Here is an 18,515-nt window from a genome sequence, read left to right as displayed (position 1 = left end):
GAAGTATAAAACAACTATGATAACAATGGAAGGAAACAAGCAGAAAACGGTGCTTATCACGGGCGCATCAAATGGTTTCGGGATGGAGTTTGCGAAGCTGTTTGCCAAAGATGGTTACAACTTGGTACTGGTGGCACGTAGTGTGGAACGTTTGCGTGAACTAGGCTATAGTTTGCAGGATGAACATCAATTGCAGCAGGTTTGTATTGTGCAGTCAGACTTATCGCGCAGGGAGGCACCGCAGGAAATCTATGACCAGCTGAAGCAACAAGGTGTACAGGTAGATGTGCTGGTAAACAATGCTGGCGTAGGCGTACATGGCTTTTTTCATGAAACGGAACTGGACCGTGAACTGGATCTGATTCAGCTTAATATTACCAGCCTGGTACACCTCACAAAGCTATTCCTGAAAGATATGGTTTCCCGAAACGAAGGTAAGATTCTGAACCTCGCGTCTATAGTTTCCTTTATGCCGTCGCCCCTGATGGCGGTCTATGCTGCATCCAAAGCTTTTGTGCTATCCTTTAGCGAGGCGCTGCAAAACGAAGTAAAAGACAAGAACATAACTATAACCGCCTTGTGTCCTGGTGCCAGCGATACCTATTTCTTTAAACGTGCAGATGCGGAGAATTCACGTGCTGCCAACGGACCGCTTTCGTCGCCGGAAGATGTGGCCAAAGATGGTTACGATGCTTTAATGAAAGGAGAAACCCGCGTTGTGTCTGGTGTATTGAACAAAGTACAAGCCGGCATAAGCAATGTGTTGCCAGATAGCGCTTTGGCATCAACAATGCGTTTTCAGATGGAGGAGAAGCAAGATGGAACGGATAACAGGATACCGGAAAGCAGGCTCTAAAGGATATAAAACAAAAAAGGGATCTTTTGCAGATCCCTTTTCTATGTTAAGCATAGACAACTAATGCCATCTGCTCAAACTACACTTCTTTATACGGCCTGTTGTTTCGGCAGGTTATACAAAAGATGAAAAATTTTTAATAGGTACTGCTCGCAAGCATTACAAGCGTGCAATGGTGCAGCGTTTCAATGCCGTTATCTTCAGCCAGCTTCTCCAGTTCGTGGTTTTCTGTACCTGGGTTAAAGATGATGCGTTTCGGCTTTAGACCGATAATATAGTCGTACCAAACCGGTTGATTCTGCGGGCCAACGTAAAGCGTTACGGTATCAACGCCATCTATCGTCTGGGTTTTATCTGTAATGATCGGGAGACCTTCTACTGATGCTTTTTTAATACCTACCGGCACTACTTCATGCCCGTGCTGCTTCAGCCGGTGAATGGCTTTATAGGCATAGCGGGCAGGGTTATCAGATGCTCCCAATACCACTGTCTTTTTCATGGTTGTTGCATTTAGTAAAACAAGTTGTCTGCTTAGTTTACAGTTTAGCCTGCTGTTTTGTTATATCCAGAGCAGAACAAACTATAGCACACGCTTTACTTTAGCCGCAATTTTCTCCGCGCAGCGTTCACCATCCATTGCCGCCGATACAATTCCACCAGCGTAGCCGGCTCCCTCAGCGCAAGGGTACAGGTTCCTGATCTGCACATGCTCCAGGGTTTCACGGTCTCTTGGGATGCGTATCGGCGAAGATGTACGGCTCTCCACACCAACTATCTGTGCATTATTGGTCAGATAGCCGCGCATTTTGCTGCCAAATGCTTTAAATCCTTCGCGCAGGCGATACGCCATGTCATCGGAGAACAGCTCGTTCATGTCTACAGAAGCCAGGCCGGGCTGGTACGATGTATCGAGGAGGGTGCTGCTTACTTTGCCTTGCGTAAAGTCCTGAAGCAGTTGGGCAGGAGCCACCTGTGTTCCTCCAGCCATCTGGCAGGCCTTCTGTTCCAGCGCCTTCTGCATGTGCAAGCCAGCCAGCGGGCCATACTTGTCCAGTTCCATGTCTTCCAGTTCTATAGCCAACACTATACCGGAGTTTGCATATTTGGAGTCGCGGCGGCTCGGCGACATACCATTTACTACTACCTCGCCGGGTGCAGTAGCCGATGGAACTATAAAACCACCAGGGCACATACAAAACGAGAAAATACCGCGCTGTCTGTTCTTATAGTAGGTTTGCTGCACCAGGGCATAGGATGAGGCCGGCAGATAAGCGCCACGGTCCTCACACTTATATTGTATACTGTCGATCAGGCTTTGCTGGTGCTCTACCCGCACACCCATGGCAAACGGCTTGGCTTCAATGGTAATGCCGGATTGGTGAAGCTTCTCAAATATATCGCGGGCACTATGGCCGGTAGCCAGTATAACAGCTTCGCCAGTATATTCCTGCCCATCCTGTGTAACTACGCCTTTCATTTCATGGCGCTCAACTATAAAGTCTGTTACGCGCTTATCAAACAATACTTCACCACCTGCCTCACGAATGCTTTCACGGAGGGCTGCAATAATTTTAGGCAGTTTGTTTGTACCGATGTGCGGGTGAGCATCAAATAAAATATCGGGAGTGGCGCCGTGCTGCACAAAAATCTGCAGGATACGCATCAGGTCGCCACGCTTTTTAGAGCGGGTGTATAGTTTACCATCCGAGTAAGTGCCAGCGCCGCCTTCTCCGAAACAGTAATTTGAATCGGGGTTTACAATGTGCTCTTTGTTAATGGCAGCCAGGTCGCGTCGGCGGCTTTGTACATCTTTGCCACGCTCTAAAACGATAGGTTTCAGGCCAAGCTCGATGCAGCGCAGGGCAGCAAATAAACCAGCGGGACCAGCACCTACTATAATCACTTGTTTCTCTTTCGAAACATCGTTATAGTGGTAAACAGGAGAGATGACATCAGTTGTTGGGGTATCTAAGTATAAATCAGCTTTTACGCGAACCAGCACCTGGCGGCCACGGGCATCTATAGAGCGCTTAATGCGGTGCAGGTATTTTACTTCTTCGGGGCGAAGATGCGCACTTTTCAGGAGCTCGTGTTCCAGTTGCTGGGCATCGAACGCTACTTCAGGAGCCAGTACTAGCTCCAGTTCTTTCTTCCTCATAAATAACAGGTAAGGTAGTTAGCCTTAAACTTTTAAATTAATTGTTAAATAGCTGAAATGCTAAATGGTTAAATCAGCTATAGTTTGATGATAACAACGCAAAAGTACTGCAAATTCAATTCGAAATAAAAAAGACCTCACAGAGTTTTTCAAATCTGCGAGGCCTTCTATAGTTGTTAAATGTAATCTTTATAGTAAAAGAGAACTATAGTCAAGCGAATTTACTCTTTTCCCAAATTAACAATTCATCAGTTTAACCATTCAACAATTAAATATCGCCATTCAATACTCTGTCTACCCAGCCTTTGCCCCATTCTTCGGTTTCCTGTTCGTTCCATAGTTCAGGGTAGAAAATGCGCTTCTGGAATTTTGGAGGCAGATATTTCATCCAGTTAGTTCCGCCAGTAGCAGCAATTACATCCGGGTCGCGCTGTAGGTAGCGTACGGCAGATTTATAGTGCATCAGTGGCCAGTTCACGTTAATATTGCTGTCCATGTCGCGCATCTGCTTCTTTAGCTTTTCGTTCTGCTGTTGCTCTTCCGGCAGGCGCTTGTAAACACTCCACACATTTTTATGCTCGTAGGCTTTGGCGAACTCTATTAACTGCTGGGTATACTTCTCTTCGAAACGGATCAGGGTAAGTGTTTTAGCTCCGGAGGCAACTTCGGTAGCGCCTTCTTTCCAGTAAATGCAGCCGATCATTTCTTCCTGCGTGCTCTGCAAACCAAGCACAGACCGCTTATCTTTTGCTACCAGGTTTCGCAGGTCTGTAGAGGCAATCTCGATCATGCGGTACTGCGCCGACTGAAAACCACTGGCAGGCATCAGCGCCATCCTAAACTGCAGGAATTGCTTCGGGTCCATGCCATCTACCATCACATCAAACGAGTTGATCAGGTTGTCGAAATAGCGGTTGATACGCTTCAAGCGTTTCATTAGAGTTTCAGCCGTAATTTCTTTATCTTCACCAATTTGTCTGTATTCTTCCAGGCAAAGCTTAAAGTATAGCTCTGTTATCTGGTGATACATGATAAAAATCTTTTCGTCCGGAATATTGGTGCGCGGGTTCTGCAGACTCAGCAGCGTATCCAGGTGAATGTAGTCCCAGTAATTCAGGAAATCGGTGTGGTAAAGTCCTTCCAGGTAAGCGGCCAGGTCCTGACCAAGTGGCACGTACTTTTCCTCAAGGCGTTTTAACTGCTCCAGCACCTCGGGTTTAAAGCTATGGTCCATAGTTGGTGATTTTAGAGTTGAGCTTTGTGGCTGCAAAGTAAACATTTTAGGCTGGCAGCGCATCAGAAATCTTAAATATTATACCCGATACTTACTGTTCAGGTGGTGCTACGACGTAAAATAAACTATAGCTTAAATAGATAAAAGTGAGAGATTAGTCAGGCAAATGGCTGAATTGGTAGAAATAAAGCTAATTTATGCTATAGTTGCTGTAATAGTGGGAGTTTATTTATAAATTTGGTTTTTACGATATTTTTAATTCCGATTACCTGTTATGGCCGAAAAGAGCAGTGTTTTTGATATGATTGGTCCCGTAATGATCGGTCCTTCCAGTTCGCATACAGCTGGTGTGGTACGCATTGCAAGAGCCGCAATCCGTATTTTGGGTGCAGCTCCTGAAGAAGCAATTATTACCTTCTATAACTCGTTTGCCCGCACTTACGAAGGCCACGGAAGCGACCGCGCTATAGTTGCCGGCCTGCTTGATTTTAAAACTGACGATAAACGCATAAAAGAAGCTTTTGATCATGCCAAAGAGCGTGGTCTGAAGTATACCTTTAAATCGGTTGGGAATGCTTCTACCATGCACCCGAATACGATAAAGCTGAACCTGAAAGCGAAAGACCGCGAAGTGGAAGTGATCGGGCAGAGCCGTGGGGGTGGCGTTATCCAGATTGTGGAAGTAGATGGTTTTACAGCTAGTTTTTCTGCTAACCTGCATACTCTGATCATAGATGCCGATGATGTGAAAGGAAGTATCGCATTTATCGCATCAGTAATTGCCCACGACGATTGTAACATAGCCACCATGAGCGTTTCGCGCAAAGGCAAGAACGAAATGGCACGCCAGTTCATTGAGATGGACTCCGGCATAAAACCAATAACCCTGGAATATTTAAAGCAACTGAGCTGGGTGAAGCATGTGGTCTACATCCCGAACATAGATCTGTAACCGCCCTTTATATCTGAACTATGAAGAAACCGATTAACCTATTGCTGACCCTTGCCCTGGGCTCAGTGCTGGTTGCAAGCCCTGTGCTGGCACAAGATAACCCCGGTCAGTCAGGCTGGACCCTGAGAGAGGCCATAGAATATGCACAGAAAAACAACCTGCAGGTAAAGCAGCGCCGTGTAGGCCGCGACATGTCCGCCATTGATCTTAAACAAGCCAGAATGGACCGCTTGCCAAGCTTAAACGCTAGCGGAAGCTATAGTTTCAACACCGGTTCGTATCAGAACCCTGTAGACTTCAGCCTGATCACGGAGAATTCGCAGACTTCCAATTTTCAGGCTAATACATCCATGCCGCTGTTCATGGGTTTCCAGCAAACTAACCTGATCAAGCAATACGACCTGGAATTACAGGCCAGCGAGTTTGATGTACAGGCTATCCAGAACGACATCACGCTTCAGATCATCACTTCTTATTTAAATGTGCTGTTTTCTGAAGAATTAATAAAAACGGCAGAATTACAGCGTACCACTACTCAACAGCAATTAGACAGAACCCGCCTTTTGTATATAGCAGGTAGTGTAGCCGAAATTGCTGTGCTGGACCTGGAATCGCAGCTGGCTACCGATGAGCTGGATATTATAACGGCTCAAAACCAACGTGATATTTCAAGGCTTTCGCTGATACAGCTCCTTAACCTGGAAAATGAGCAGGCTCAGAACTTCAGTATAGCCATACCAGATGTGCCGGAACCAGACGAAGCACCGGCATTGGTAGACCCTAATACGGTTTATGATGTAGCAGCCATGACACAGCCAGGAGTAAAAGCGGCAGACCTGCGCATGCAAAGTGCCGACAAAGCATTGGCTGTAGCTCGTGGCGCTTACTACCCACGCATCAGCATTGGGGCCGGTCTTAACACAAGGTATTTAAGAGGCGGACAACGTGGTATCGGTCGTAGAACCGTGTCGGGCGTGGAGCAGCAAACCTTTTATTTAGATGAAACCGGTACACAGCAGCAGGTGTTCTTTGTTCCATTTTCGTTTGAGCAGACCATCTACCAGGACCGCAACATGCTGGAGCAGTTCCAGGATAACGTGAACAAAAACGCTTTCATCTCTGCTTCGTTCCCGATCTTTAATGGCTTTCTGGCAAGAAACAACGTGCAACGCGCAAAGCTGGGCCAGCTAAAGGCTCGCCTGAATGCCGATGTAGAGCGTAACCGCCTGCGCCAAACTATAGAGCAGGCTTATGTAGATGCTCTGGCAGCACAGCGCAAATATGCCGCAGCCAAAACGCAGGTAACCGCTCTTGAAAAGAACTACAAAAACGCTGAGCTTCGCCTGAACAGCGGTGTGATCAATACAGTGGATTTTTATGTGATTACCACCAATTACCGCAGGGCGCAATCAAGTTTAATTCAGGCTAAATACGAATACACCTTTAAACTCAAAGTATTGGACTTTTACCAGGGTAAAGAAATCACCTTATAGAAACTATGGCAGCTAAAAAATCAAAGCGACTACTACCGGTATTGATCGGGGTTTTACTCTTACTTATCATTTTTATTTTAATAGCTAAAAAAGCCGGATGGATCGGTAAAGAAGATGGAGTTGAAGTAGTACTGGCTGAAGCTAAAAAATCTGAAATAGTTGAAAAAGTCAGCGCATCGGGTAAAATACAGCCTGAAACAGAAGTAAAGATCAGTCCGGACGTATCGGGCGAGATCATAGAACTGAACGTGGAAGAGGGTGACTCGGTGGTGAAAGGTCAGTTGCTGCTCCGTATCCGTCCTGATAACTACCAGTCTTTCGTGGATGCCCAGGAAGCAGCTGTAAATTCATCCAGAGCAAATCTGTCGCAGACAAGAGCAAGGCTGGCACAGGCCGAGGCAAACCAGGTGCAGATAAGACAGTCTTACGAGCGCAATAAAAAACTATACGAGCAGAAGGTAATCTCTCAATCTGAATATGAGCAAAGCCGCGCCAGCTACAATGCCGGTTTGCAGGAAATTGAGTCGTTGAAGCAGAGTGTGCGTGCAGCTGAGTTCGGTGTACAGAATGCACAGGCCTCGCTTAAAGATGCCCGCGAGAACCTGAACAAAACCACGATTTATGCTCCGGTAAGCGGTACCGTATCGAAACTGAACGTAGAGCGCGGCGAGCGTGTGGTAGGTACATCGCAGATGGCCGGTACCGAAATTATGCGTATTGCCAACCTGAACAACATGGAAGTGCGCGTAAACGTGAACGAGAATGATATTATCCGCGTTGGCCTGGGCGACTCGGTTATAGTTGAAGTGGACTCTTATGCTACCCGCGACGAGAAGTTTAAGGGCATTGTAACAGCAATTGCCAATACAGCTAAAGATGCAGTAACGCTGGAAGCGGTAACTGAATTTGAAGTTCGCATCCGCTTGCTGAACGAATCTTACAACCACCTGAGCGAGAAGAATCCGCGTCCTTTCCGTCCGGGCATGACTGCTTCGGTAGATATTATAACAGAACGTAAGAGCAATGCATTGTCTGTTCCGCTTTCGGCAGTTACCACACGTGCCGAAGAGCAGAAGAAGGAAAATAACGAAGCTAACATGTCGACGCAGCAGAACAGCGAGGAGCAAGCCAAACGTACTGCTCCTAAAGTAGAAGAGATCGTATTTGTGTATGATGCGGCTACTAATACTGTAAAAGCGCAGAAGGTAAAAACCGGCATCAGCGATTTCGATAACATCGAGATTGTAAGCGGTATCAAGGAAGGACAGAAAATTGTATCCGGCCCATTCAGAGCAGTTTCTAAAACCCTGAAAGACGGAAACAAAGTAATAGTGAAAGACGAAAAATCGATCACTAAAAACGCTCCTGAAAAAGAGGACGAAGAAGAGTAACGAAATAAAGTAGACTTGGAAAAAATAGCCGTTATAGGAGGGGGCAGCTGGGCAACTGCACTGGTAAAGATCCTCTCCGAAAACAAATCGCAGGTAAACTGGTGGATGCGCAACAAGAACGATGTGCAGCACCTTTTAAACTATAAACATAACCCCCGCTACCTGAGCGGTGTGCAGTTCGACCTGAACTATGTAAAACCAGACTCAGATCTGCAGGCAGTGGTTGCTGCCTCAGACTGGGTGATACTTGCCGTGCCTGCTGCCTTTGTGCAGGAGGCGCTGGCAGAACTACCGAAAAATGCGCTGCAGCAAAAAGTGGTGGTTTCTGCCATAAAAGGCATGATCCCGTCCCAGAATATCCTGATCACGGATTATGTGGAGCAACAATTTGGTGTACCAAGCTCGCACCACCTGATTATTGCAGGCCCTTGCCACGCCGAAGAAGTAGCTCTGGAAAAACAATCTTACCTGACGATTGGCTCTCATGACCTGGAGAAAGCTGAACGCTTCTGCGAGCTGCTGCGCAACCGTTATGTAAAAGCAAACCCGCTTAAAGACCTGGATGGCGTGGAATATTGCGCTGTAATGAAAAACATTATTGCCCTGGCCTGTGGTATTGCCCGCGGACTGAACTATGGCGATAACTTTCAAGCGGTGCTGGTTTCTAATGCCATGTTCGAGATAGAGCGCTTCCTGGATGCCATTATGCCGCAGCACCGTGCCCTTACTGGCTCTGCATACCTCGGCGACCTGCTTGTAACTGCCTACTCTCAATTCAGCCGTAACCGTACTTTTGGCAACATGATAGGTCGGGGTTACTCGGTAAAATCGGCACAGGTAGAAATGAACATGGTAGCTGAGGGTTATTATGCTGTGAAAAGCATCTACGAGCTCAACAAAAAACTGCAGGTAGATATGCCAATTACCAATGCAGTGTACCTGATCCTGTACGAGCGTATTTCGCCGGGAGTGGAGTTTGAAATACTGAAGGAGAAGCTGAAGTAGTAACTATAGTTATAGTGCAGATAAGCGTAGGTTGTGGTATATACTGAAGTTAGCCAAAACTTGGAAGTAATCGAGTAAAGGATGAGTTTAAAAAAATGCAGTTATTCCCAATGAACTACCATGCAAGTAATATGAAAAAAGCATTTGTTATTCCTTGCCTATCTGTTTTGATTACATGCTGCACTGGACACACAAAGCTATGTGAAGAGCCGAGAGAAGTATATGAATACAGAGTTACGAACATCACTGGTTCCAATATTATAAGTGAAAATGAGCTTCGAAGTGATTGGAAAGAATTTGTAGAAAGGGATACTAACTGCCCTACGAGAATTGACTATGATTTAACGAATGATGGGCATAAGGATTTTATCTGTATGCTAAAGGATAGTACAGGAATGCCTTATTTGGTAGCGTTTAATAACTATAAGACTCCCAATATAAGTTTTCAAGTTATAGATGGAGTAGCAGACTACGGCAACTATGGTATTGGGAATATCATCTATTTAAATAAAGACACAGGCGGATTTTACTCCTTTAAATTAGAGTCGTCTAAAGCTTATATATATTGGAAAGACAATAAATATTTGATTGAGTATAATGATTAACTCTATAAGAAATCAGGAGCTTCTACCACTTTAATGCATAATTAAAATAATAAATCTTAAAATAGAAAAGCTTTGGCTAACAAGGCACATGAGCAAAGCTTCAGCTACGCCTTGCTCACCTCATGTACAAGACCGTTATGCTGTTATGGAAAAGTAAATGAAGAGCATGAACAGATTGAAAAAAGAACAGTCTTTGAACGAATATTTTTTCAGAATAAACAGAGCCATTGATTATATCAAATCCAATCTCGACGCAGATTTATCACTTGATAAACTGGCAGAGATTTCAAACTTCTCAAAATTTCACTTCCATCGCATTTTCAAGGCCTTAACAGGCACGACATTAAATAACTTTATCAAAACCGCCCGGGTAGAAAGGGCCATGTTTTACCTGAATAATAACCCTTCTACCCCTATTTCTGATATTGCTTATCAAAGCGGCTTTGCTACTGAAACCTCCTTCTATAGGAGCTTTAAAGAAGTACATGGCATCACTGCGACTGAGTTTAGAGACAGCCACCAAAAAGTAAATAGCAAGAATTGTAAGCAAGACAGCAACATAGGTAATCTCGAAAATGAAGCACAACAGTACCTTGCCTCCAAAATTTATAACCTAAAAACTATAAGTATGGACAAACGCAAAGCTATTGAAGTAGAAGTTAAAGAATTACCCGAATTGCATGTGGTGTATGTAAGAAATCTCAAAATCCACCTGCATGATAGCGAAACATTTGGGAAAATGTTCGAAGCACTAATAAGGTGGGCAGCTCCAAGGGGGCTGGTCAATTTCCCTGAAACCAAAGCGTTGACGGTTTATAGAAGTAATCCTAACCTGGATGGTATGATACAGGCGGATGTTTGCCTGACAGTTCCGGAAGAGATTGAAGGTGAAGGTATCGTTGGGAAGACTACCTTATCTGGTGGTATGTATGCGGTCGTGCATAAAGAAGCCACGATGGCCGAATGTTTTTCAACATGGGACTACATTTTTGAGGAATGGTTTCCTGCTAATGGATATCAACCAGATAATAGAAATTTTTACATAAACCACTTGAATGAGGCTGAGAAACATCCACAAAAGCTGCATATATTTGATATGTGCATACCAGTAAAACCATTATAACCACGACAGCTAACAAGGTATAAAAAGGAGCAGCTGTAACATGTAAAGCTGGCTTTACTCCTATTTCAACTCAATAATAGGTTTAAACGGTCATACAGGTAAAACTGCCCTTTTTATACAAGCCGTTGCAGACAGAAGAAAACAGAACTATTATCAGTATGAACAAAGCGAAGGAGAAGAGTGAACAAAGTAAAACGTGGGAGAATGCTATAGTTGTTACTTACTTCATAGTCCTTTATTATGGACTCCGGTTAGCTCTAGAAAACTTCCTGTTCGAAGATACGCTGCCGCTTGCACTTACGATGTTGCTTGGCTTTATTTCTGCAATCCTTACAACATTAGTGGCCCTTATAGTTAAGGGCAAAGAACTTAAAGTAAAAGCCATTGGTGTTGTTGTACTATTGATTTTAATGGTAATCACCAATCTGCTAGTTGCCTGACAGCAACTTACGAGCGTCTCATTATACAAGGGGAAGCTCCCTGTTTAAATCTATAGTTATGAAAATATTAAAGTATGGCTGGCTGCTTTTAGCGGTAATTTGTATTGCAGATCTCATTTATTCAGTTTACAAACCAGAGGAGATCTATAGTGTGATGCTCTGGGAAACGAATATCTGGGTTTACAGGCTTTACAAACTTGCTCTTGCGTTGTTTCTTGCAAAACCATTTTTCGACAGAAAATGGCAGAAAAGCTGGATTCCTGTGCCAGGTAAAAGCTGTTGCAAACTATAGTCATTGTTGCGACTAAGGTATTAGTTACGAAAAGCACCTGCATAACAGCAGGTGCTTTTTAGTTTAAACTATAATTATACAGCGCGCCTGCAGAGCATCCAACTTAACTTTTTGCAGCATAGCTATAGTTGGTATTTACAGTTTCTTATAACTACTATAGTTTGTGCTCTCAGGTATCTAAAACTGGTGTTTTTACGCAGATTGGCTGCAAAAATATTTATGCAAACCGTTGTATAAAGTAGATGAAAAATTGCATACTTTTCGGCCGTTTTTAATCTCACCACACCACTTTTATGAAGAAAATTTTACTCCTTTCCTTTTTAGGGCTTGGCTGCTTTTCTAGTGCCATCGCTCAAAATTCTACACCTCCTGTAACCACTTCTGATGTGCAGGAAGTAAAGTCTGATTATAAGCCTGTTAGGTTCCTGTTTGGCGGCGCTTTCGAGTTCGGAGGCGACGAAGTAGCTAAGGTTTATTTTACAAACGGCCAGGACCAGTCGGTTAGGGCAGGTCAGGGCGTTTCGATAGCGATTGGAGCCGAATACCAGTTTAAAAATGTAGAACAACTACTGCTCCGGGCAACTATAGGCTATAAGTACGTAACTACCCAGGCCGATAATGCGCACATCAGGCTTACCCGCGTTCCGATGCATTTTACTGCGAACTGGATGGCAACCGAAAAACTGAGATTCGGGGCTGGCATTGTGACTCACCGGGCAATTAATTTTAATGCGGATGGCATCGGCGATAATATTTCGATCAAGCCTGCTACCGGAACCGTTTTTGAAGTGGCCTACAGTGGCATTGGTTTATCCTATACAGCTATGAAGTATAAAGACCAGACTAACTTCTCTTACTCAGCAAATGCCATTGGTGTAACGATCACTGGTGTATTGCCTCGTCGTAACTAAAAAGAACCTTACCCCTCAGGAATTCCCATGATACAGGTAGTATGCGCTATTATAGAACACAAAGGCACTGTGCTGATAACCCAACGCAGCAGCAAAATGGCGCAACCGCTGTTATGGGAATTCCCTGGTGGCAAGGTAGAAGATGGCGAGTCGGAAACTGATGCCCTGGTGCGCGAGATACAGGAAGAGCTTAACCTGCTTATAGTTCCTCACAAACGCCTTGTTCCGGTAACACACACCTATAGTTCCAGCACAATTGAACTGATTCCGTATACCTGTAGTTTGCAATCGGGGAATATTTTGCTGGCAGAACACCAGGCCTATAGTTGGGCAACTATAGATACGCTGCTAAACTTTAGTTGGTGCCCTGCCGATATTCCCATAGTTGAAGAATATTTACAACTGAAAAGAATGCAACTATAGAACTGCTTTTCTGGGAATCACTAAATTTGCACATGATAAAACTCCCGATAACCTTCGAGTCTCGCATGCAGCGGCTGTTAGGTGAAAACTTCCAAAACTTCCAACAGGCGCTGCAGCAAACACCCCCAGTAAGCATCCGGGTAAACCGGAACAAATTTCAGCATAACATAGCCTTGCCCCAGGTTCCCTGGACCACATCCGGTTACTATTTAACCGAACGCCCCGCCTTTACCCTCGACCCACTTTTACACGCCGGCACTTATTACGTACAGGAAGCCAGTTCCATGTTTCTGGAGCATGCCCTGCAACAAACTATAGACCTTAATCAGCCGCTTCAGGTACTGGACCTCTGCGGTGCCCCCGGCGGTAAATCCACACACCTGGCCAGCCTTATATCTCCCGACAGCCTGCTTGTATCCAATGAAGTTATTAAAAGTCGCGCTACCATTCTGGCCGAAAATATAGCCAAGTGGGGTTCCGTAAATGTGCTGGTAACCAATAACGACCCACGCGATTTCAGCAGACTAACTGACTTTTTTGATGTAATGGTAGTTGATGCTCCCTGCAGCGGCGAAGGCATGTTCCGCAAAGATCCGCAAGCTATAGGAGAGTGGTCGGAAGAAAACGTGCAGCTTTGCGCGCGTCGCCAGCAACGTATACTGTCTGATGTTTGGGGAGCCCTGAAACCGGGTGGCGTGCTTATTTACAGTACATGCACTTGGAACGAAGCCGAAAATGAAGAGAATATGGCCTGGCTGGCAAAGCAGGAGAATGCCCAACCAGTAACTATAAATTATGAAGACTGTTGGGGAATCAAGCGCTCAGCATTACACGGCGTAGAAGGTTATCGTTTTTACCCCCATGCTGTGCAGGGCGAGGGCTTCTTTTTAGCTGTTATGCGCAAGTCCGGCGAAGCAGAAGAAACAAACTATAGTTCGGGTAAGAAAAAGAAATACAAACTACAGGAAGCCGGCAAAAAAGAAAAAGCACTGGTACAGAACTGGCTCCAGAATCCGGACGATTTTGCCTGGGTGCAGCATAACGAAACCATCTTTACTGTACCCGAAAACTTATTTGAAGCAGCCGATGAGGTATATCAGAAACTATACGTGGTATATGGCGGCACACAGGTAGCCGAAGTAGCCGGTAAAAAAGTGAAGCCTTTACAGCCGCTGGCCCTTTCACAGCATCTTAACCAGGAAGCTTTTCAGACGCAGGAGCTTACACTTGAACAGGCGATTCGTTATCTGCGCAAAGAGGATATTTGCCTGGGCACGCACGGCACCGACTGGGTTTTACTCCACTACAGAAACCGTCCACTTGGCTGGGCAAAACAGATCGGCAACCGCATCAATAATTATTATCCAAAAGAGTGGCGCATCCGAATGGATCTACCAGCCGAATTACCCGGAAATTCTGTACTACAATAACCGATAGATGTCATCTAAACGAACTGGGAGATCTATTTAGAATTTGAGATTGCTCATTACCTTCGGGATGACATATGGAATAAAAAAGAGCCGATGCAGTCTATAGTTGCGCCGGCTCTTTTATTTATAGTTTGGTAGACTCTCTAAACTTCAAACTTCCAAACTTGCTAACTATAGCTTACTCTACAGATAGCACCAGGCCTTTCAGGTATTCGCCTTCGGGGTGGAAAATGGAAATCGGGTGATCGGCAGGCTGGGAGAGGTGGTGCATCACCCTTATTTTTCGGCCGGCCTCAATAGCAGCTGCCATTATGGTATTATTGAACAAGTACTTGTCAACTACCTGCGAGCACGAGAAAGTAAACAGAATACCACCTGGTTTAATTTTCTTCATTGCTTCGGCATTCAGGCGTTTGTAGCCCATAACCGCGTTATGTCGTACTTTCTGGCTTTTGGCAAAAGCAGGAGGGTCCAGTACGATCACATCATACAGGTTTTCTTTTCCTTTCAGGAAATCAAAAGTATCTAATGCAAACGCTTCGTGGCGGTCAGGCGCATTGCTCAAATCGCCGTTCTTTATCGTTAAGTCGATGGCTTTCTTAGAAACATCTACCGAGTGCACCGATTCGGCGCCAGCATTTAAAGCGTAAACAGAAAAGCCTCCAGTATAGCAGAAAGTATTCAGTACTGACTTGTCTTTTACATAACGCGCCAGCAGGTCACGATTTTCACGCTGGTCAATAAAGAATCCGGTTTTCTGGCCGCTTTCCCAATCTATAAAAAACTTATTCCCGTTTTCGGTAACTACTAAGCCACCTTCCGATTCTCCGAACAAATACCCGTTTACAGCATCCGGCACCGACTTCTGTGGCAGCGATTCGGCGCTTTTATCGTACACAGCACGAAGTTTAGAGCCGTATATTTCCTGTAGCGCCTGGCTCACATACTCACGCACGTTATACATACCCAGCGTATGCGTCTGCACTACGGCGGTATCTTTATATACATCTACTATAAGACCCGGTACGCCATCACCTTCGGCATAAATCAGGCGGTATACATCGGTATAAGGATTATCTGTCAGGCCAAGGCGCTGGCGGTAATCGTAGGCCTGTTGCACTTTGCTTTTCCAGAAACTATAGTTTGGCTCTACCTGCTCAAAAGAGAAAATACGCACGGCTATAGAGCCCAGCGCATAATGGCCCATACCCAGAAACTCGCGCTTGCTGGAGTACACTTCTACAATTTCGCCTTCTTCAGGCTCTCCGTCGGCTTTGCGAATTGCCCCGGAGAAGACCCACGGGTGCATGCGTTGAAGTGAATGTTCCTTACCCGGCGCTAAATATAATTTTATAAAAGACATTGAATTACTGCTGGTTATTGACTGGTGTTTATTACTATTCGTCATTCAAAAAGTATAAACAACCTGCAAAAGTAATAATTCAAGTTTTTATAGTTGTTATGGAAAAGAAAAAAACCGGTCAGGAATTTACAGCCAGGTAACCAAGCTTAACCAGGTGCTGGTATAGTTTCTGAACGGGTAAGCCCACCACGTTAAAGTAAGAACCTTCAATCCGTTCAATGCCAATCTTCCCGATCCACTCCTGTATGCCGTAAGCGCCGGCTTTGTCGAAGGGTTTATAGTTGTTGATGTAGTAATTGATCTCCTGATCGGTTAACTCTTTGAAAAAGACCGTGGTGGTGTCATAAAAAATGGTTTTCTGCTCGCGGCTCAGGATGCAAACCCCTGTAATTACCTGGTGGCTGGTACCAGAAAGTGAACGGAGCATTTGGTAAGCTTCTGTAGCATCAGTTGGTTTGTTCAGCACCTTGTCACCTAGGCAAACAATCGTATCTGCCGTAATCAGCAATTGGTCCTGCAGGGCATCTTTGTACTGGTCGGCTTTATGCGAAGCCAGGTAAGTAGCTATTTCTTCACGCTTCAGTTCTGCCGGAAAGTCTTCGTGTACTTCCTTTACAAATACTTCGAAGCTTAGTCCCAGGCCGGCCAGTAATTCTTTGCGCCGCGGCGAGTTAGAGGCAAGCAGCAGGGGCCGTGATAAATTCATCTTCTTTGATCGAGCTAAATAAAAATCCGCAGATAACTTTCGGGTAAAAGAACGTAGACTTTTGTGGCATAATGGCACCACTATAGCATACACGTTTTACCTGCTCCATGCTTACATCATTGGTAATAAGCGCCAGCCTGGCCGAACCGGTATCCACCTGCCGTATACAAGTAGTAAAATTACGTTCATAGCTCAGGCCGCTATAATTACGCTGCACTTCCGGGTCAATTCCCAATACCTGCTGGAAAACAAAATAATGCATCACGGTCAGGTCCAGGTCCTTTACTTCCTGCGGTACGTCCCAATCAATCAGGTGGTGCACCTCCGGCTTTAGACGGATCTTGAAGGCGTTTCCGGAAAGGTATAATCCGAAGGCCCATTTTTTGCCAACTATAACCTCGTTCAGCTCTACGGGGTCTTCTTTCGGTATGATGGTAAAATATGCACTCAGCCTATCCAGAAATTCCTCGTCGGATATGCTGATATTCTGCAGTACCCGGTGGGTTGGCAGGATTCGCAGGTCATCGGCTTCGGTATTAGTCAGGTACATCAGGTGGTAATTGTAGGCTTCAAAACCTGTATGTGCCGGATTCTGCGCCATCATGCGTTTGCGGTATTCCAGGGAGCCTTCATAGCGGTGATGCCCGTCTGCTAGAAGCACCTGCTTTTCGCGCAGCACATCCATAAATAGCTGTATCACGTCGCGGTCGTGAATTACAGCCAGTACATCGCGTACGCCCTGGTAATCTTCAGTCTCATATATCGGCGACTTTATACTCTCGTCCATGTAGCGCTCCAGAATAAATTCAGGGTCGGTATAAAGGCCGTGCGTTGCGCTGCTGTTTAGCTGTGTTTTGGCCAGCAGGTCGATGCGGTCGTTAACGGCGCTTGGTATGGTGTTCTCGTGGCGGAGCAAAACGCGCTCGTGCCAATCATAAGCTTTAATATGGCAGATAAAACCTTTGCGGCAATATTCCCTGTCGGCGCCGGCCAGTTTAAAGTACTGGTAATACACATAAATGCCTGGCAAGGGATCCTGTTGAATAACGCCTTTTTCTTTCCATTGCTCCAGCAGGTAAGCAGCTTCATCCGCTGGTTGCTCGCCACGCGGTACAGATAAGTGAATGCTGTTATAAGGATTGCGGTACAGGGCCTCACGCTGTTTCGCAGAAACCACATCGAATAGAGGAGACGTAAGCTCTTCTATATTATGGTTCAGGAAATGGCTGTAGCGCCAGGCTTTTAAGGGTAATATCTCTGCCATTTTGTAGGGTAGGTCGTATTAATTTCAGGTAGTTGATAGCACCTAACGCATTAAGGCGCCAAACGTTTTAGCTCCCAGGCTGCGCCCTGCTTTTCAAACACGATGCGATCGTGCAGGCGATTCGGACGGCCTTGCCAGAACTCGATATAATCCGGCTGCAAACTATAGCCGCCCCAGTGCGGCGGACGCGGAATTTCTGCCGTTTCAGCAAACTCTAAACTATAGGCAGCATCGGCTTTCTCCAGTACTTCGCGGCTGCTGATGGACTGGCTCTGTGGCGATGCCCAGGCCCCAATTTGGCTCCCTTTGGGACGGCTCTTAAAATAAGCATCCGATACAGCAGGCTCTACTTTCTGTATGCTGCCTTCTATGCGCACCTGTCGTTCCAGCTCCGGCCAGAAAAACGTAAGCGCAGCAAAAGGGTTATCATGCATGTTACTGCCTTTGCGGCTGCTATAGTTGGTAAAGAACACAAAACCATTTGCGGTAACATCTTTCAGCAATACAACTCTGGCCGAAGGCCTGCCGGCTGCGGTTGCCGTAGAAAGAACCATCGCGGTTGGCTCCACCACTTCGGCAGCAAGCGCTTCCTCCATCCATATTCTGAACTGTAGAATAGGGTCCTGCGCTACAGAATCTTCCGTGAGCGACTTCAGTGCATAGTTTTTCCGGATGGCGGCTATATTAGGTAACAAAGACATAAAGCAAGATCGTTTTGCTCAAAATTAGGAAAATATCTGCTGTGTTCTATAACTTATAGTTTATAACACTACCTTAGTTGGTATACCGTCGCATAGCTTGATACCACAGCGCATAGTTTGCGTAAGAATGAACAAAACAACGTTAAATCAGTATCGGGTATAGAACAA

At 45.4% G+C, this 18,515-nt stretch carries 19 protein-coding genes; 12 read left to right on the top strand and 7 right to left on the bottom strand.

Going from position 1 to position 18,515, the window contains the following annotated elements; translation table 11 throughout:
• Positions 1 to 16 precede the first annotated feature (16 nt).
• Complete coding sequence (locus tag GXP69_RS13965; RefSeq protein ID WP_235925731.1) at positions 17 to 856, top strand: SDR family NAD(P)-dependent oxidoreductase; 840 nt, start codon at positions 17 to 19, stop codon at positions 854 to 856.
• Positions 857 to 992: 136 nt separating this feature from the next.
• Here the strand turns inward: GXP69_RS13965 and GXP69_RS13960 are convergent, their stop codons facing one another.
• The 3 genes from GXP69_RS13960 to GXP69_RS13950 form a co-directional block, all read right to left on the bottom strand.
• The gene (locus tag GXP69_RS13960; protein ID WP_163915699.1) at positions 993 to 1,355 is read right to left on the bottom strand and encodes a CoA-binding protein; all 363 of its coding nucleotides are present in this window, start codon (positions 1,353 to 1,355) and stop codon (positions 993 to 995) included.
• 81 nt (positions 1,356 to 1,436) lie between these two features.
• Positions 1,437 to 3,014, bottom strand: coding sequence for an NAD(P)/FAD-dependent oxidoreductase (locus tag GXP69_RS13955; protein WP_163915698.1), 1,578 nt, complete (start codon positions 3,012 to 3,014; stop codon positions 1,437 to 1,439).
• Between the two features lie 268 nt (positions 3,015 to 3,282).
• Positions 3,283 to 4,248: a tryptophan 2,3-dioxygenase family protein gene (locus tag GXP69_RS13950; RefSeq protein ID WP_163915697.1), complete on the bottom strand. Its 966-nt coding sequence runs from the start codon at positions 4,246 to 4,248 to the stop codon at positions 3,283 to 3,285.
• Between the two features lie 274 nt (positions 4,249 to 4,522).
• Here GXP69_RS13950 and sdaAB point away from each other — a divergent pair, with 274 nt between their 5' ends.
• From sdaAB to GXP69_RS13895, 11 genes are all read left to right on the top strand, one after another.
• Positions 4,523 to 5,200 carry an L-serine ammonia-lyase, iron-sulfur-dependent subunit beta gene (sdaAB, locus tag GXP69_RS13945; protein ID WP_163915696.1) on the top strand — a complete coding sequence of 226 codons (678 nt, stop codon included), beginning with the start codon at positions 4,523 to 4,525 and terminating at the stop codon, positions 5,198 to 5,200.
• 20 nt (positions 5,201 to 5,220) lie between these two features.
• The gene (locus GXP69_RS13940) at positions 5,221 to 6,693 is read left to right on the top strand and encodes a TolC family protein (protein WP_163915695.1); all 1,473 of its coding nucleotides are present in this window, start codon (positions 5,221 to 5,223) and stop codon (positions 6,691 to 6,693) included.
• Between the two features lie 5 nt (positions 6,694 to 6,698).
• Positions 6,699 to 8,084, top strand: a complete 1,386-nt coding sequence (locus tag GXP69_RS13935; RefSeq protein WP_163915694.1) for an efflux RND transporter periplasmic adaptor subunit — start codon at positions 6,699 to 6,701, stop codon at positions 8,082 to 8,084.
• Between the two features lie 15 nt (positions 8,085 to 8,099).
• Positions 8,100 to 9,089, top strand: coding sequence for an NAD(P)H-dependent glycerol-3-phosphate dehydrogenase (locus GXP69_RS13930; RefSeq protein WP_163915693.1), 990 nt, complete (start codon positions 8,100 to 8,102; stop codon positions 9,087 to 9,089).
• A 131-nt stretch (positions 9,090 to 9,220) separates the two neighbouring features.
• On the top strand, positions 9,221 to 9,694 hold the full coding sequence (locus GXP69_RS13925; RefSeq protein WP_163915692.1) for a hypothetical protein: 474 nt from the start codon (positions 9,221 to 9,223) through the stop codon (positions 9,692 to 9,694).
• A gap of 166 nt (positions 9,695 to 9,860) precedes the next feature.
• Entirely contained in the window at positions 9,861 to 10,817 is a 957-nt protein-coding gene (locus GXP69_RS13920) for an AraC family transcriptional regulator (protein ID WP_163915691.1), read from the top strand.
• A gap of 158 nt (positions 10,818 to 10,975) precedes the next feature.
• On the top strand, positions 10,976 to 11,257 hold the full coding sequence (locus GXP69_RS13915; protein WP_163915690.1) for a hypothetical protein: 282 nt from the start codon (positions 10,976 to 10,978) through the stop codon (positions 11,255 to 11,257).
• A 58-nt stretch (positions 11,258 to 11,315) separates the two neighbouring features.
• Entirely contained in the window at positions 11,316 to 11,549 is a 234-nt protein-coding gene (locus tag GXP69_RS13910; protein WP_163915689.1) for a hypothetical protein, read from the top strand.
• Positions 11,550 to 11,842: 293 nt separating this feature from the next.
• A complete protein-coding gene (locus GXP69_RS13905; protein WP_204282040.1) occupies positions 11,843 to 12,460 on the top strand; it encodes a hypothetical protein in 618 nt (205 codons plus the stop codon).
• A gap of 27 nt (positions 12,461 to 12,487) precedes the next feature.
• Entirely contained in the window at positions 12,488 to 12,883 is a 396-nt protein-coding gene (locus GXP69_RS13900) for a (deoxy)nucleoside triphosphate pyrophosphohydrolase (protein WP_163915688.1), read from the top strand.
• A gap of 32 nt (positions 12,884 to 12,915) precedes the next feature.
• Positions 12,916 to 14,313, top strand: coding sequence for a methyltransferase RsmF C-terminal domain-like protein (locus GXP69_RS13895; protein ID WP_204282039.1), 1,398 nt, complete (start codon positions 12,916 to 12,918; stop codon positions 14,311 to 14,313).
• Between the two features lie 178 nt (positions 14,314 to 14,491).
• Here the strand turns inward: GXP69_RS13895 and GXP69_RS13890 are convergent, their stop codons facing one another.
• From GXP69_RS13890 to pdxH, 4 genes are all read right to left on the bottom strand, one after another.
• A complete protein-coding gene (locus GXP69_RS13890) occupies positions 14,492 to 15,676 on the bottom strand; it encodes a class I SAM-dependent rRNA methyltransferase (protein ID WP_163915687.1) in 1,185 nt (394 codons plus the stop codon).
• A gap of 118 nt (positions 15,677 to 15,794) precedes the next feature.
• On the bottom strand, positions 15,795 to 16,382 hold the full coding sequence (locus GXP69_RS13885) for a Maf family nucleotide pyrophosphatase (RefSeq protein ID WP_163915686.1): 588 nt from the start codon (positions 16,380 to 16,382) through the stop codon (positions 15,795 to 15,797).
• Complete coding sequence (locus tag GXP69_RS13880; protein ID WP_163915685.1) at positions 16,348 to 17,646, bottom strand: DUF1015 domain-containing protein; 1,299 nt, start codon at positions 17,644 to 17,646, stop codon at positions 16,348 to 16,350. The genes GXP69_RS13885 and GXP69_RS13880 overlap by 35 nt, the downstream gene beginning before the upstream one ends.
• Before the next feature lie 50 nt (positions 17,647 to 17,696).
• Positions 17,697 to 18,347: a pyridoxamine 5'-phosphate oxidase gene (gene pdxH / locus GXP69_RS13875; protein WP_163915684.1), complete on the bottom strand. Its 651-nt coding sequence runs from the start codon at positions 18,345 to 18,347 to the stop codon at positions 17,697 to 17,699.
• Positions 18,348 to 18,515 lie beyond the last annotated feature (168 nt).

The sequence above is a fragment of the Pontibacter burrus genome (assembly GCF_010686685.1).
GTDB lineage: Bacteria > Bacteroidota > Bacteroidia > Cytophagales > Hymenobacteraceae > Pontibacter > Pontibacter burrus.
This window is presented reverse-complemented; position numbering and strand designations above follow the sequence as displayed.

Coding starts and splice junctions, on each gene's coding strand:
- sdaAB (WP_163915696.1), top strand. CDS start 4,523: ATGGCCGAAAAGAGCAGTGTTTTTGATATGATTGGTCCCGTAATGATC.
- GXP69_RS13885 (WP_163915686.1), bottom strand. CDS start 16,382: ATGAATTTATCACGGCCCCTGCTGCTTGCCTCTAACTCGCCGCGGCGC.
- GXP69_RS13915 (WP_163915690.1), top strand. CDS start 10,976: ATGAACAAAGCGAAGGAGAAGAGTGAACAAAGTAAAACGTGGGAGAAT.
- GXP69_RS13920 (WP_163915691.1), top strand. CDS start 9,861: ATGAACAGATTGAAAAAAGAACAGTCTTTGAACGAATATTTTTTCAGA.
- GXP69_RS13895 (WP_204282039.1), top strand. CDS start 12,916: ATGATAAAACTCCCGATAACCTTCGAGTCTCGCATGCAGCGGCTGTTA.
- GXP69_RS13925 (WP_163915692.1), top strand. CDS start 9,221: ATGAAAAAAGCATTTGTTATTCCTTGCCTATCTGTTTTGATTACATGC.
- GXP69_RS13935 (WP_163915694.1), top strand. CDS start 6,699: ATGGCAGCTAAAAAATCAAAGCGACTACTACCGGTATTGATCGGGGTT.
- GXP69_RS13940 (WP_163915695.1), top strand. CDS start 5,221: ATGAAGAAACCGATTAACCTATTGCTGACCCTTGCCCTGGGCTCAGTG.
- GXP69_RS13905 (WP_204282040.1), top strand. CDS start 11,843: ATGAAGAAAATTTTACTCCTTTCCTTTTTAGGGCTTGGCTGCTTTTCT.
- GXP69_RS13910 (WP_163915689.1), top strand. CDS start 11,316: ATGAAAATATTAAAGTATGGCTGGCTGCTTTTAGCGGTAATTTGTATT.
- GXP69_RS13880 (WP_163915685.1), bottom strand. CDS start 17,646: ATGGCAGAGATATTACCCTTAAAAGCCTGGCGCTACAGCCATTTCCTG.
- GXP69_RS13955 (WP_163915698.1), bottom strand. CDS start 3,014: ATGAGGAAGAAAGAACTGGAGCTAGTACTGGCTCCTGAAGTAGCGTTC.
- GXP69_RS13890 (WP_163915687.1), bottom strand. CDS start 15,676: ATGTCTTTTATAAAATTATATTTAGCGCCGGGTAAGGAACATTCACTT.
- GXP69_RS13960 (WP_163915699.1), bottom strand. CDS start 1,355: ATGAAAAAGACAGTGGTATTGGGAGCATCTGATAACCCTGCCCGCTAT.
- GXP69_RS13950 (WP_163915697.1), bottom strand. CDS start 4,248: ATGGACCATAGCTTTAAACCCGAGGTGCTGGAGCAGTTAAAACGCCTT.
- pdxH (WP_163915684.1), bottom strand. CDS start 18,347: ATGTCTTTGTTACCTAATATAGCCGCCATCCGGAAAAACTATGCACTG.
- GXP69_RS13965 (WP_235925731.1), top strand. CDS start 17: ATGATAACAATGGAAGGAAACAAGCAGAAAACGGTGCTTATCACGGGC.
- GXP69_RS13900 (WP_163915688.1), top strand. CDS start 12,488: ATGATACAGGTAGTATGCGCTATTATAGAACACAAAGGCACTGTGCTG.